Source organism: Streptomyces sp. NPDC050416 (genome assembly GCF_044458845.1).
Taxonomy (GTDB): domain Bacteria; phylum Actinomycetota; class Actinomycetes; order Streptomycetales; family Streptomycetaceae; genus Streptomyces.
In genome coordinates, this window is sequence record NZ_JBITII010000003.1 from 316,327 (window position 1) to 329,625 (window position 13,299).

Annotated in this window: 11 protein-coding genes; 5 read left to right on the forward strand and 6 right to left on the reverse strand. The window is 72.9% G+C overall.

Translation table 11 applies throughout. From position 1 onward, the window contains the following. Nucleotides 1–4: 4 nt before the first annotated feature. Both ACIBL4_RS11015 and ACIBL4_RS11020 read right to left on the reverse strand, forming a co-directional pair. Complete coding sequence (locus ACIBL4_RS11015) at nt 5–661, reverse strand: hypothetical protein (RefSeq protein ID WP_399408596.1); 657 nt, start codon at nt 659–661, stop codon at nt 5–7. A gap of 113 nt (nt 662–774) precedes the next feature. Then, entirely contained in the window at nt 775–2,610 is a 1,836-nt protein-coding gene (locus ACIBL4_RS11020; protein ID WP_399408598.1) for a glycoside hydrolase family 3 protein, read from the reverse strand. Between the two features lie 443 nt (nt 2,611–3,053). Between ACIBL4_RS11020 and ACIBL4_RS11025 the strand changes: the two genes are divergently transcribed. Further along, nucleotides 3,054–3,683: a GNAT family N-acetyltransferase gene (locus ACIBL4_RS11025; protein WP_399408600.1), complete on the forward strand. Its 630-nt coding sequence runs from the start codon at nt 3,054–3,056 to the stop codon at nt 3,681–3,683. A 50-nt stretch (nt 3,684–3,733) separates the two neighbouring features. Here the strand turns inward: ACIBL4_RS11025 and ACIBL4_RS11030 are convergent, their stop codons facing one another. From ACIBL4_RS11030 to ACIBL4_RS11040, 3 genes are read right to left on the reverse strand one after another with little or no spacing between them, the layout of a single operon-like run. Next, a complete protein-coding gene (locus ACIBL4_RS11030; protein WP_399409319.1) occupies nt 3,734–4,531 on the reverse strand; it encodes a sugar phosphate isomerase/epimerase family protein in 798 nt (265 codons plus the stop codon). A 44-nt stretch (nt 4,532–4,575) separates the two neighbouring features. Further along, a complete protein-coding gene (locus ACIBL4_RS11035) occupies nt 4,576–5,745 on the reverse strand; it encodes a dihydrodipicolinate synthase family protein (RefSeq protein ID WP_399408602.1) in 1,170 nt (389 codons plus the stop codon). Beyond that, nucleotides 5,742–6,893: a Gfo/Idh/MocA family protein gene (locus ACIBL4_RS11040; protein ID WP_399408604.1), complete on the reverse strand. Its 1,152-nt coding sequence runs from the start codon at nt 6,891–6,893 to the stop codon at nt 5,742–5,744. The genes ACIBL4_RS11035 and ACIBL4_RS11040 overlap by 4 nt, the downstream gene beginning before the upstream one ends. 291 nt (nt 6,894–7,184) lie before the next feature. On the opposite strand from ACIBL4_RS11040, the gene ACIBL4_RS11045 reads away from it, so the two are divergent. The 4 genes from ACIBL4_RS11045 to ACIBL4_RS11060 all read left to right on the forward strand — a co-directional run bounded on the left by ACIBL4_RS11045 (nt 7,185) and on the right by ACIBL4_RS11060 (nt 11,086). Next, nucleotides 7,185–8,234 (forward strand): LacI family DNA-binding transcriptional regulator, encoded by a 1,050-nt coding sequence (locus ACIBL4_RS11045; protein ID WP_399408606.1) that lies wholly within the window; start codon nt 7,185–7,187, stop codon nt 8,232–8,234. A gap of 307 nt (nt 8,235–8,541) precedes the next feature. Then, entirely contained in the window at nt 8,542–9,138 is a 597-nt protein-coding gene (locus ACIBL4_RS11050) for a dihydrofolate reductase family protein (protein ID WP_399408608.1), read from the forward strand. Between the two features lie 167 nt (nt 9,139–9,305). Continuing rightward, entirely contained in the window at nt 9,306–10,238 is a 933-nt protein-coding gene (locus tag ACIBL4_RS11055; RefSeq protein ID WP_399409321.1) for a GNAT family N-acetyltransferase, read from the forward strand. A 44-nt stretch (nt 10,239–10,282) separates the two neighbouring features. Beyond that, nucleotides 10,283–11,086: a sugar phosphate isomerase/epimerase family protein gene (locus ACIBL4_RS11060; RefSeq protein WP_399408610.1), complete on the forward strand. Its 804-nt coding sequence runs from the start codon at nt 10,283–10,285 to the stop codon at nt 11,084–11,086. A 588-nt stretch (nt 11,087–11,674) separates the two neighbouring features. On the opposite strand, the gene ACIBL4_RS11065 is transcribed toward ACIBL4_RS11060, so the two are convergent. Further along, complete coding sequence (locus ACIBL4_RS11065; RefSeq protein WP_399408612.1) at nt 11,675–13,297, reverse strand: VWA domain-containing protein; 1,623 nt, start codon at nt 13,295–13,297, stop codon at nt 11,675–11,677. Nucleotides 13,298–13,299 lie beyond the last annotated feature (2 nt).

Consider the following 13,299-nt stretch of genomic DNA (forward strand, 5'->3'; position numbering starts at 1 on the left):
CTGCTCACAGCGGCCGGGCGCACCCCACGGGCCTGTCGCCCCCGAGCCGGACGTACAGAGCGGTCGATACCGGGCAGTCGGCGCGACGGGCGACCGCCTCGGTCACCTCGTACTCCGGCTCCTGCCCGCCCTTCCCGTCGCACGAGGTCTCGCGGACCTGCCCGTCGCCGGAGCTGTAGACACAGTCGCCGACGATGGTGCGCGGCCCGCCCCCGCCGCCCGGGTCGCCCGGGTGCGGCGGCTGGAGGTTGCGCATACAGGCGTAGCCCTGCGGCACCGCCCCGTCGCCGTCCTCGTCGTACGAGGGCCGCTGCTCGCTGATGTGCAGCACGAAGTCCGTGGTCGCCGGGCAGCGCGGCCCGTCCCGGACCGTGCCGTCGTGCCGCGCCACGACCCGGGCCGCCGCCCGTTCTCCGGCGCACGGCACCTCGGTGAAGCTCGTCGTGCCGAACGAACTGCACTCGTCGACCGCGAGGAACACCGCCCCGTACCCGGACGGCCGGGTCACCGGCGCCGACCCGGCAGCGGTGGTCCCCGACTCCGGCCCGCCCAGCCGCCCGTCCTCCGCGACACCCGCCGAGGAGCTCTGACACCCGGTCAGCACCACACCGACCAGCACCAGCAGCCCCCACACCACCCCCGCCGAACTTCTCGTACGCATGGCCGTTCCCCCCAGTGCCCTGGCCCAGCGTGGCCCGCTACGAGGGGCGCACGCCAGGCACCTGGGTAGGTTTGCGCACCTTGGGGGTGGTGCGCCCGGTCTGTGGCGTACGTCTAGTACGTCAGCCCGTATCCGATCGGGTACAGCACCTGCTCCGGATCATCCGCCCGCTGCACCGGCACGGGGAGTTTCCCGCGTGGGGCCACCCGTCCCGCGATCACCCGTGCGGCGGCCCGCAGTTCGACGTCGGTCCAGGAGTACGCCGCCAGGCACGCCGGGACGGAGGGCAGCTGGGCCACGTCGTACGGATTGCGGATCGCGACCGCCACGACCGGCCTCCCCGTCGCCACGAGCTGTTCGACCAGCGTCTTCTGGCCGCTGCCCGCCGTGACGTTGTACGTCGCCGCCACCACCGCGTCCGCGTCCCGCGCCGCCGCGACGGCCCGCGCGATGGTCGCCGCGGACGGGGCCGTCCCTGTCGGCAGGGCGGTGGCGGTGAACCCGAGGCCGGTCAGCGCGGCGGCGAGCACCCCGGTCGGCGGCCCGGTCGTCCCCGACGGCGAGGCCGGATCGGCTCCGACCACCAGCACCTTGGGGTACCGGCGCCGGGACAGCGGCAGCAGCCGCCCCTCGTTGACGAGCAGGGTGGTCGTCCGCTCGGCCATCCGGTCGGCCGCCGCCAGATGCGCCCGGGTGCCGACCACACGGTCGACGCCCTCCTGACCCACGTACGGCGCGCGGAACAGCCCCAACTTCGCCTTCAGCCGCAGGATCCGCAGGACCGACGCGTCGAGCCGCGCCTCCGTCAGCTCGCCGCTGCGCACGGCCGCGAGGACCGCGTGCCAGGCGAGGTCCAGGTCCGGCGGGTTGAGGAGCTGGTCCACGCCCGCCTTCAGCGCGAGCACCGGCACCCGGTCGTCGCCGTACTTGGTCCGCACGCCCTCCATGCCGAGGGAGTCCGTGACAACCACCCCGTCGTAGCCGAGCCGTTCGCGGAGGATGCCGGTGAGGATCGGGCGGGAGAGGGTCGCCGGGTCGCCGGAGTCGTCCAGAGCCGGGACCATCAGATGCGCCGTCATGATCGAGTCGATGCCCGCGGCGATCGCCGCCCGGAACGGCGGTGCGTCCAGCTTCTCCCACAGCTCCCGGCTGTGCGTGATGGTCGGGAAGCCGGTGTGGCTGTCGACGTTGGTGTCCCCGTGCCCGGGGAAGTGCTTGGCGGTCGCGGCCACCCCGGACCCCTGGTACCCGGCGACCTCGGCGGCCACCAGCGCGGCCACCGCCTTCGGGTCGGCGCCGAAGGACCGTACGCCGATGACCGGGTTGGCCGGGTTGACGTTCACGTCGGCCACGGGGGAGTAGTCCTGCCGGATGCCCATCGCCCGCAGCTCACGCCCCGCGATCCGCCCGAGGCCGCGGGCATCGGACCGCGACCCGCCCGCGCCGACGGCCATGGCACCCGGGAAGAGCGTCGCGGGCCTGCCCACGCGGGCGACGATCCCGTGCTCCTGGTCGGTGGAGACGAGCACGGGCAGCCCGCGCGGCAGCTCCAGGGAGGCTCGCTGGATGCCGTCGGACAAAGCCGCGATCTGGTGCGGCTCGCGGGTGTTGTGCGCCCAGGCGAAGTAGATGATGCCGCCGACCCGGTACTTCGCGACGAGTTCGGCGGCCGTACGGACCCCGATCTCCTTGAGGTTGGCGTCGATGTCGGCCTGGTCGGGGGTGGTGGCGGAGTGGCCGTACACCCGCATCACGAAGAGCTGGCCGACCTTCTCCTCCAGCGTCATGCGGGAGACGAGGGCGCGCAGTCGCCTGTCGTCGGGGGCGTCGGGGGCGTCGGCGGCGTAGGAGGGCCCGGCGGCCGCGAGGGCGCCGGCGGCGCCGGCCGTGGCGGCGAGGACGGCGCGTCTGGAGGGCTGTGCGGTGTTTCCCGTGCCGGTGTCGTGCACGTGCGCTCCTTCCGGAGGTGATCCACTGGGATCCGCTGAAGGAAACTTCCAACGGCCCACCAGTAACCGGGAAGTTTCTGCCAGTCAAGGGAACGCACACTAACCGCGCGGGGGCCGCCACCGGCGCGGTTGGAGGGGGACGCGCCGATGGCGGCGGTGCCGCCGGCCGCGGTACGGCGGAGAGGGTGGTCAGCGATCGCAGCCAGCAGCGAGGGCCGACACCGCACCGTGGTGACTCTCCGGCGGCCTGCGATTGGACGACGGGAGTCCGGGCGGGGTTCCCGGCTCGGGCCGGATTTCCGGAAGTCGGTACGCGGGTGAAGCAGCGGGCTCGACGGGGAGGATGAGCCGCTGCTTCCGGCCACTGCTCGCCGCGCACCCGGTTGCGGGGATGCCGGGTATTTCGTTCGACGCCCCGGGCCGTGTACGGAAGGCTTGCCTGCGTGAGCTTCGTATTGGAAGGACCCGTCCTGGAGGGTGCTCTGGTCCGTCTGGAGCCCTTGGGCCACCGGCACGCCGCCGAGTTGGCCTTGGCGGCGACGGGGGACCGGGAGACCTACGCCTTCACCTGGGTACCGGCTGCCGACGAGGTGGACGCCTACGTCGACGCGCAGCTCGCCCGCGCGGCGACGGGGCGGCTCGCGCCCTACGCGCAGATCTCGACGGCCACGGGACGGGCCGTCGGCGCCACGGCCTACTGGGAGCCACGCTGCTGGCTCGCGGACGACCGACTCGACGCGGTCGAGGTCGGCTTCACCTGGCTCGCCCGTTCCGCCCAGGGCACGGGCGTGAACGCCGAGGCGAAGCTGCTCCTCTTCCGGCACGCCTTCGAGGAGTGGGGCGTCTCGCGTGTGGACCTGAAGACCGATGCCCGCAACAGCCGTTCCCGCGCGGCCATCGAGAGCGTGGGAGCCCGCTTCGAGGGCGTGCTGCGGAACTGGTCCCGGTCATGGGCTCCCGGCGAGGAAGGCCGGCTGCGCGACTCCGCGATCTTCTCGGTGACGGCAGCGGAGTGGCCGCGGTGCCGCGAGCGGCTGGAGGAACGGGTGAACGGGTTCGTCGCACGGTCGTAGGCCGGCGGGGGCGTGGCCTACGACCGTGACGGGTCACACGTGCGCTCGACTCACCGGGTGTGTTCGACGAACCGCGCCGCCGTCTCGGCCAGCACCTCCCGTCCGTCCCTCGCCCACAGCCCGTCGTTGAACAGCTCCACCTCGATGGCACCGGCGTAGCCCGCGGCCTCCACGTACCGCTGCCACTCCCGCATGTCGATCGAGCCGTCGCCGATCTGGCCGCGGCCGGTCAGCACGCCCTGCGGGAGCGGAGTCGTCCAGTCGGCGAGCTGGAAGGTGTGGATCCGGCCGCCCGCACCCGCCCGGGCGATCTGCGCGGGAGCCGTGTCGTCCCACCAGATGTGGTACGTGTCGACCGTGACCCCCACCTGGTGCGCCGGGAAGCGTTCGGCCAGGTCAAGGGCCTGGGCCAGCGTCGACACCACGCAGCGGTCGGAGGCGTACATCGGGTGCAGCGGCTCGATGGCCAGGCGGACGCCGTGCCGCTCCGCGTAGGGGCCCAGTTCCGACAGGGCGTCCGCGATGCGTTCGCGCGCCCCGTGCAGGTCCTTCGAGCCCGCCGGGAGTCCGCCCGAGACCAGAACCAGGGTGTCGGTGCCCAGCGTCGCCGCCTCGTCGATCGCCCGGCGGTTGTCGGCCAGGGCCTCGGCGCGCTCCCGCGGGTCGATCGCCGTGAAGAAGCCGCCCCGGCACAACGTTGTCACCGTCAGGCCCGCGTCCCGGACCAGCTTGGCCGTGGCCTCCAGCCCGTATGTCTGGACCGGCTCGCGCCACAGGCCCACGTTCGTGATGCCCAGGTCGCCGCAGGACTCGACCAGTTCCGGCATCGACAGCTGCTTCACCGTCATCTGGTTGATGGAGAAGCGCTCCAGGCGTGCTGGCTCCGCGGTGGTCACTGGTCCACTCCGTACACGCTCAGCAGGTTCTTCATCCGCTCCTCCGCCAGCTTCGGGTCGGGGAACAGGCCCAGACCGTCGGCGAGTTCGTACGCCTTCGCGAGGTGCGGCAGCGAACGGGCCGACTGGAGGCCGCCGACCATCGTGAAGTGGGACTGGTGGCCGGCCAGCCAGGCCAGGAACACCACGCCCGTCTTGTAGAAGCGGGTCGGGGTCTGGAAGAGGTGCCGGGAGAGTCCGACCGTGGGGTCCAGCAGGTCGCGGAAGCCCTGCGTGTTCCCCGCGTCGAGCACCCGGACCGCCTCGGCGGCCAGCGGGCCCAGCGGGTCGAAGATGCCCAGCAGGGCGTGGCTGAAGCCCTGTTCGTCGCCGGCGATCAGCTCCGGGTAGTTGAAGTCGTCGCCCGTGTAGCAGCGCACGCCCTGCGGCAGACGGCGGCGGATGTCGATCTCGCGCTGCGCGTCCAGCAGCGAGACCTTGATGCCGTCGACCTTGTCCGGGTGGGCGGCGATGACGTCCAGGAAGGTGTGGGTGGCGGCGTCCAGGTCCGTCGCGCCCCAGTAGCCCCCCAGCGCCGGGTCGAACATCGGGCCGAGCCAGTGCAGGACGACCGGCTCGGACGCCTGGCGCAGCAGGTGGCCGTAGACCTCCAGATAGTCCTCCGGCCCCTTGGCGACCGCCGCCAGGGCCCGGGAGGCCATCAGGATCGCCCGCGCGCCGGACTCCTCGACGACCGCGAGCTGCTGCTCGTACGCGGCGCGGATCTCCGCCAGGCTGTACGGGTAGCCGATCTCGGTGGCCGACAGCTGGTCGGTGCCCACGCCGCAGGCGATGAGACCGCCGACCGACTTCGCCTCGGCCGCCGACCGGCGGATCAGCTCCGCCGCGCCGGCCCAGTCCAGGCCCATGCCGCGCTGGGCGGTGTCCATCGCCTCGGCGACGCCCAGCCCGTGCGACCACAGGTGGCGGCGGAAGGCCAGGGTGGCGTCCCAGTCGACGGCGGCGGGCGAGTCGGGGGAGACGTCCGCGTATGGGTCGGCGACGACATGTGCCGCCGAGTAGACCGTGCGGGAGGTGAAGGGCGTGCCGGGGCTCACCAGGAGCGGTTCGGTGCGCGGCTCGTACGTCCGCGACGCCCCGTTGCTGTCCGGGAGTCGGATGGTCACGGCTGGATCTCCGGAACGTCGATACGGCGGCCCTCGGCCGAGGACTTCAGGCCCAGCTCGGCGAGCTGTACACCACGGGCGCCGGCCAGCAGGTCCCAGTGGTAGGGGGCGTCGGCGTAGACGTGCTTGAGGAACAGTTCCCACTGCGCCTTGAAGCCGTTGTCGAACTCGGCGTTGTCCGGGATCTGCTGCCACTGGTCGCGGAAGACCTCGGTGGCGGGGATGTCCGGGTTCCAGACGGGCTTGGGCGTGGCCGAGCGGTGCTGGACGCGGCAGTTGCGCAGGCCGGCGACGGCGGAGCCCTCGGTGCCGTCGACCTGGAACTCGACGAGCTCGTCGCGGTTGACGCGCACGGCCCAGCTGGAGTTGATCTGGGCGATCGCGCCGCCCTCCAGCTCGAAGATGCCGTACGCGGCGTCGTCGGCGGTGGCGTCGTAGGGCTTGCCGTTCTCGTCCCAGCGCTGCGGGATGTGGGTGGTGGCGATGGCCTGGACGGACTTCACGCGGCCGAACAGCTCGTGCAGGACATACTCCCAGTGCGGGAACATGTCGACGACGATGCCGCCGCCGTCCTCGGCGCGGTAGTTCCAGGACGGGCGCTGGGCGGCCTGCCAGTCGCCCTCGAAGACCCAGTAGCCGAACTCGCCGCGTACGGACAGGATCCGGCCGAAGAAGCCGCCGTCGATGAGGCGCTTCAGCTTGAGCAGGCCGGGGAGGAAGAGCTTGTCCTGGACGACGCCGTGCTTGATGCCGGCCTCGTTCGCCAGGCGGGCCAGGGCCAGGGCTCCGTCGAGGCCGGTGGCCGTGGGCTTCTCGGTGTAGATGTGCTTGCCGGCCGCGACGGCCTTCTTGAGGGCCTCCTCGCGGGCGGAGGTGACCTGGGAGTCGAAGTAGATGTCCACCGTCTCGTCGGCGAGGACCGCGTCCAGGTCGGTCGAGACGTGTTCCAGCCCGTGCCGCTCGGCCAGCGCCTTGAGCGCGTGCTCACGGCGGCCGACCAGGATCGGCTCGGGCCACAGCACGGTGCCGTCGCCGAGGTCGAGGCCGCCCTGCTCACGGAGGGCGAGGATGGAGCGGACCAGGTGCTGGCGGTAGCCCATGCGCCCGGTCACGCCGTTCATGGCGATACGCACCGTCTTGCGTGTCACGTCGTTCCCTTCGTACGCGGTCGTCGCGCCGCGTACGCCCCCACTGATGAGCGTTACAGCAAGCGCTTTCTATACAGGGAGAAGCTAGCCTCTGAACCGCGGTGTGGACAAGACCGTGACCAGGACGAGTTGTTCGAGGGGGCGAACAACCCGGGGTCGTGGGCTTAAGGTCTGCTCGGAACCATGGCCACAGGTCGGTCGGAACCAAGGCCACAGGTCTGTATGTGTACGAGGGCGACTCTCCATGTGTACGAGGGCGGACGACGAGATGCGCGACCGGAGGACGACGAGATGACGGTGACCCTGGCGGACGTGGCGGCCCGCGCGCAGGTCTCGCCCGCGACGGTGTCGCGCGTGCTGAACGGGAACTACCCCGTGGCCGCATCCACCCGGGAGCGGGTGCTGAAGGCCGTGGACGAGCTGGACTACGTGCTCAACGGGCCCGCGAGCGCCCTGGCCGCCGCCACCTCCGACCTGGTCGGGATCCTGGTGAACGACATCGCCGACCCGTTCTTCGGGATCATGGCGAGCGCGATCCAGGCCGAGATCGGCGGGCCGGGCGGCCGCGCGGGCGGGGAGAGACTCGCGGTGGTCTGCAACACGGGGGGCTCTCCCGAGCGGGAGCTGACGTATCTCACGCTGCTGCAGCGGCAGCGGGCGGCGGCCGTGGTGCTGACCGGCGGGGCGATCGAGGACGCGGCGCACCAGGCGGCCATGGACGCCAAGGTGCGGAAGCTGGTTGACGCCGGGACGCGGGTCGTGCTGTGCGGACGCCCGCCGGCGCCGGAGACCGGGGCGATCGCGCTGACCTTCGACAACCGCGGGGGCGGGCAGGAACTCACCGAGCACCTGATCGGGCTCGGGCACCGGCGGCTCGGCTACATCGCGGGCCCGGAGGAACGGACGACCACCCGGCACCGGCTGGAGGGGCACCGGGCCGCGCTCGCCGCGCACGGCATCGAGGAGGACCCCCGATGGACGGTGCACGGGCGCTACGACCGGCGGTCCGGCTACGAGGCGACGCTGGAACTGCTGCGGCGCGACCCGTCGCTGACGGCGGTCGTCGCCGCGAACGACTCCGTCGCGCTGGGGGCGTGCGCCGCGCTGCGGGACTCCGGGCTGCGGATTCCGGAGGACGTGTCGGTGGCCGGGTTCGACGATCTGCCGTTCAGCATCGACGCGGTGCCCGCGCTGACGACGGTGCGGTTGCCGCTGGCGGAGGCCGGGGCGCGGGCCGGCCGGATCGCGATGGGGCGGGAGGAGGCGCCGCCCGGGGGGATCGCGTCGGTGCGCGGGGAGTTGATGGTGCGGGGTTCCTCCGGGGCGCCGCGGGATTCCTGACCCCGGCGTCCGGACCCGGGCCTTCTGGGGGCTGCCCCCGGGCCCCCGCTTCGGCCTGAACGGCCTCGTCCTCAAACGCCGGACGGGCTGAGTGGTGGCTGATCGGCATGGTTCTGACACCACTCGGGTCATACCGCCGGTGGCGGCAACTTGCCGTACCGAGCAGCGCGTTCCTCGTGCGCGGCCGTCACCCCCGGGACACCATGTCCCGGACGTCGGTTCCCCGGCCGCACGGGCGATGAGTTTCGCGTCGTCCCCCGGTCCGTACTGCCGTCATCGCCCGAGCGAGAACAACAGGAGAGAGTCCATGCGCATCGTGATCACCGAGTTCATCAGCCTGGACGGCGTCGTGCAGGCCCCGGGCGGGCCGCAGGAGGACACCGACGGCGGGTTCGCGCACGGTGGGTGGTCGCATCCGTACTTCGACGAGGAGGTGCTGGGCGGTGCCTTCGACGCGGGGCTGGCAAGTGCCGAGGCGCTGCTGTTCGGGCGGCGTACGTGGCAGACGATGGCGGCCGCCTGGCCCGAGCGGGCCGGGGACCCGTTCGCCGACCGCATGAACTCGCTGAAGAAGTACGTCGTCTCCAGCACCCTCGGCGAGGCCGACCTCACCTGGAACAACACCTCGCTGATCCCCGGTGACCAGGCCGTCGCCCGCATCCGGGAGCTGCATGAGGCCGAGGGCGGCGACCTCGCGATGATGGGCAGCCCGACGCTCGTGCGCACGCTCCTGTCCGAGGGCCTGGTCGACGAACTCCAGCTCATCGTCATGCCGGTGCTGCTGGGCGGCGGCAAGACGATCTTCCCCGACGACGGTGGCAAGCGCCCGATGGAGCTGGTCTCGACGACCACGGCCAAGACCGGCGCCCAGGTGTGCGTCTACCGGCCGGCCACGGCGGGCTAGGGTCTGTCGTCTGGATCACGTCGCAGAGAACCGACAGCGCGGATGCGCGTGCCAGCCCCCGCGTCTGCGGCGTGATCCAAACGCCAGGCCCTGGTCCCGGGCGTCCTGGCCGTCTAGGCTCGACCTCGATGGGAATCCCTGACTGAGTCAAGCATCGGGGCGTGGTCATGACCGTTCAGGACATCCGCTCCTTCAACCGCTTCTATACGAACGTCATCGGCGCGCTCGACTACGGCCGTCACCTCTACGCGCCCTACACCCTCACCGAGTCCCGCGTGCTCTACGAACTCGCGCACGCGCCGCGCACGGACGCCGCCGACCTGCGGACGCAGCTGCACCTGGACGCCGGGTACCTGAGCCGCATCCTGAACAGGTTCGAGGAGGACGGGCTGGTTTTGCGCGGACCGTCCGAGAGGGATCCGCGCCGCCGCGGTGTCACCCTCACCGAGCGGGGCCGGGAGGCCGCCGCGCTCCTCGACGAGCGGGCGCGGGAGACGGTCGGGGCGATGCTGGACACCGTGCGCGCCGACGACCGGCAGCGGCTGGCCGAGGCGATGCGGACCGTCCGGACGATCCTGGGCGAGGGCCGGGCGCCACGCCCCGAGGACGTCCTCCTGCGCGAGCCCGCCCCCGGCGACCTCGGCTGGATCGTGCAGCGCAACGCCGCGCTGTACGCCGCCGAGTACGGGTGGAACGCCGACTACGAGGGCCTGGTCGCCCGGATCGTCGCCGACTACGCAGAGGACCACGACCCGCATCTGGAGCGGACGTGGATCGCCGAGCTGGACGGCCGGCCGGTGGGGTGCGTGATGTGCGTACGGGACGACGCGCCGGGTGCCGCCCGGCTCCGGCTGCTGCTGGTCGAGCCGGACGCGCGTGGCCTGGGCATCGGGGACCGGCTCGTCGGGGCCGTCGTCGCCTTCGCGCGCGAGGCCGGTTACCGCGAGGTCGTCCTGTGGACCAACGACGTCCTCGCCGCGGCCCGCCGCATCTACCAGCGCCACGGCTTCGTGCTGGTCGCGGAGAAACCGCACCGCTCCTTCGGCCAGGACCTGGTCGGCCAGGACTGGCGACTGGATCTTCACGCAACACCAGCATGACGAAGGGGAGTCGCCGGCAGGAGTGCCGGGTAGGGTCCGTCCACATGAAGCTGGCGTTCTCCACCCTCGGTGTCCCCGGCCTGCCCCTGCCCGACGTCCTGCGGCTCGCGACCGCGCACGGCTACCACGGTGTGGAGCTGCGCGCCCACCCCGAGGAACCGGTCCACCCCGGCCTCGACCCCGCCGAACGGGCCGATGTCGCGGCAGAGTTCAAGGGGTCGGGCGTAGAGCTCCTGGGCCTGGCGGGCTACGCGCGGGTCGCCGCGCCGGGCGACGACGAACCCGTCCTGGCCGAGATCCGCTCCCTCCTCGACCTGGCCCGCGACCTCGGCGCCCCGTACATCCGGGTCTTCCCGGGCGGCGACCTGGACGTCCAGACACCCGAGGAGGCCGACGCGACGGCCGCCCGGCGGCTGGGCACGGCCGCCGAGTACGCGAACGACCTGGGTGTCCGCATCCTCCTGGAGACCCACGACTCGCACCGCACCGCCGCCGACGCGATGCGCGTCCTCGGGCTGGTCGGCCACCGCCAGGTGGGCGCGCTGTGGGACGTGATGCACACCTGGCTGGGCGGCGAACAGCCCTCGGAGACCTACGCTGCGCTCTCCCCGCACCTCGGCTACGTCCAGGTCAAGGACATCGCCTCCGCCGAGGACACGACCCCGCTGCCGCTCGGCGCGGGCGTCCTGCCGCTGGCCGAGTGCGTGGAGGTCCTCTCCCGGCACGGCTGGGACGGCTGGCTGTGCTGGGAGTACGAGAAGCGGTGGTACGAGTCGGTCCCCGAACTGCCCGGCCTGCTAAAGGCGGGCCACGAGCATCTGAACCGGCTGCTGAACGAATCGGCGTGACGGGGGGCGGGACGTGCCTGTTCCGCGGAGCGCCTGACCTGGCTCGGGGACGGACGGCCGCGCGCATCACGACAGCCCCTGACCGCCTCATTCACGCCGCGACGACCCAGACCACCTCGAGCCGGGACGGCTCGGCCGCATCGCAGCAGCCCCTGACCGGGCCCGGACACGGGCGGCTCGTTCGGAGTTGCGGCGCCTCTGACCACCGTGGGCAGGCGGGGCGGCTCGGCCGCATCGCAGCAGCCCCTGACCGGGCCCGGACACGGGCGGCTCGTTCGGAGTTGCGGAGCCTCTGACCACCGTGGGCACGGGCGGCTCGACCTCATCCCGGCAGCCTTCTCTTGGTCGGGCCCGGTGCTCGCGGCCCGGAGGGATTGGCTGGCTCTGTCACGGGCAGCTCGGTCACGTCGCGGCGGCCCCGATCTGGCTCGTGCACGGGCGGCTCGACCGCAACGCGGCGCCTCCCCCGGCCGGGCTCCGGCACCGGCGGATCGGCCGCCACGCGGCGCCTCCCCCGGCCGGGCTCCGGCACCGGCGGATCGGCCGCCACGCGGCAGCCATGATCGGCCCTGCAACCGCCCGGTGCGGTCAGATCACGCGGAACAGATCGGCGGCCGCGTGGACGTCGGTGAGGTCCTCTACGGAGCGGAGGTTGTCGCACAGCGCCTCCAGCACCGAGCCGGCCTCGCCGACGCGCGGGGCGCCGACGACCACGCCGAACACCCGGAAGCCGAGCCGGCGCTTGGCATCGTTCCAGCCGCGCATCCACTCCTCCGTGACGCCGCAGTCGTCGTCGGTGATCATCACGATGTCGCCGCGCCTGCGGGCCGTGTCGCCGAACTCCTCCTCCAGCAGCTCGCCGGCCGCCGACAGCGGCGTCTGGTAGCTGGTGCCGCCGCCCAGGAAGGTCTCCGCGAAGTCGACGACCCGGTCCGTGCCGGCGGACCGGCCGGCCGGGAAGCGGAAGACCTGGAGCCGGCCGGGGGCGGAGAACAGGATGCCGACGAAGTCGCGCCCCGCCTCGCGCGCCTGGTCCAGCAGCGCCAGGGCGCACCCCTTGGCCCACGCCTCCCGCGTGATCCCACCGGGCCCGGCCTCGTACATCGAGTGCGAGGTGTCCACGCACGCGATGATCGCGCCCTGGCCGGTGGACTGCTCCCCCTGACTGTCGTAGAGCATCAGCTCCCCGGCGGCGTACCGCACGGCGAACACCGCACGCAGCTCGGGCACACCGAGGCCCGCCAGCTCCGAGGGGATGATCCGGGAGAGGTCGTTGCCGAGCGTCACACCGACCAGTTCCCCGGTGGTGTTCTCCACCTTGCGGGCGCGCTCGCCCCTGGCCATCTGCCGGAAGCGGCCGATCAGCTCGGCCCACCGCGCGAGCCGGCCGGTGCGCAGCCGCTCGGCGAGCCGGGCGCGCTCGTCGAACGGCATGCGCTCCAGCTCACCGGGGCCGACGCCCCACGCCCGCATCAGCGCGGACTCCTGCCGCACGGCCTGCGCGGCCTTCGCCGCCGCGCTTCGCGCACCGGCCTGGACGCCGGGGGCCGCCGCCCCGAGGGCCCGCGCGGCGTCCCTGGCGGCCTGCCGCGCGGCGGCCTCGGCGGCTTCGGCGGCCTCGACAGCCTGCCGTACGGCGTCGGCGGCCGGAGCGGGCACGGTCCCGTCCTGCCCGGCCTCCTCGGCGCCCTGCCGCAGCGCCTCGGCCACGGAGGTCGCCGCGTCTTCGGCGGCCTGCCGTCCCTGTTCCTCCTGCCCGGCCCGTTCCCGTGCCTCCCGGGTGCGTTCCAGCAACCCCCGCAGTGCGGCGGCCTGGGCGAGTACGGCCATGGCGGCGGCGTAGGGGTCACCGGCCGTCTCCCGGCGCAGCTCGGTGAACCCCGGTGACTCGACCAGCGCGGTGACGACCTGGTGGTCGGCCAGCCGGGCGGGAGCCATCTCCGCGGGCTCGCGCAACCGCGGGGCGGCCTTGTAGGCGGCCAGGAACACATCCGTCAGCAGGTCGGTGGCGTGGGCGTGGCGCGCGTCGAGCTCCTCGGCCAGCTCGCGCAGTGCGGCCGACTGCTCGTAGGTGTCCCGCCAGGTCATCCGGTCGAACCGGTCCGCGACCACGACCGCGGTGTGCCGCCCGGGCACGGCGGAGGACAGCCCCAGCCACTTCCCGGCCAGGCTCGACAACTCCTCCAGCCCCTTCGAAGCACCGTCCTCCATGG

What these genes read in the sequence shown, in the direction of transcription:
- ACIBL4_RS11055 (WP_399409321.1), top strand. Translation starts at nt 9,306, where the DNA reads ATGACCGTTCAGGACATCCGCTCCTTCAACCGCTTCTATACGAACGTC.
- ACIBL4_RS11065 (WP_399408612.1), bottom strand. Translation starts at nt 13,297, where the DNA reads ATGGAGGACGGTGCTTCGAAGGGGCTGGAGGAGTTGTCGAGCCTGGCC.
- ACIBL4_RS11060 (WP_399408610.1), top strand. Translation starts at nt 10,283, where the DNA reads ATGAAGCTGGCGTTCTCCACCCTCGGTGTCCCCGGCCTGCCCCTGCCC.
- ACIBL4_RS11015 (WP_399408596.1), bottom strand. Translation starts at nt 661, where the DNA reads ATGCGTACGAGAAGTTCGGCGGGGGTGGTGTGGGGGCTGCTGGTGCTG.
- ACIBL4_RS11050 (WP_399408608.1), top strand. Translation starts at nt 8,542, where the DNA reads ATGCGCATCGTGATCACCGAGTTCATCAGCCTGGACGGCGTCGTGCAG.
- ACIBL4_RS11045 (WP_399408606.1), top strand. Translation starts at nt 7,185, where the DNA reads ATGACGGTGACCCTGGCGGACGTGGCGGCCCGCGCGCAGGTCTCGCCC.
- ACIBL4_RS11030 (WP_399409319.1), bottom strand. Translation starts at nt 4,531, where the DNA reads ATGACGGTGAAGCAGCTGTCGATGCCGGAACTGGTCGAGTCCTGCGGC.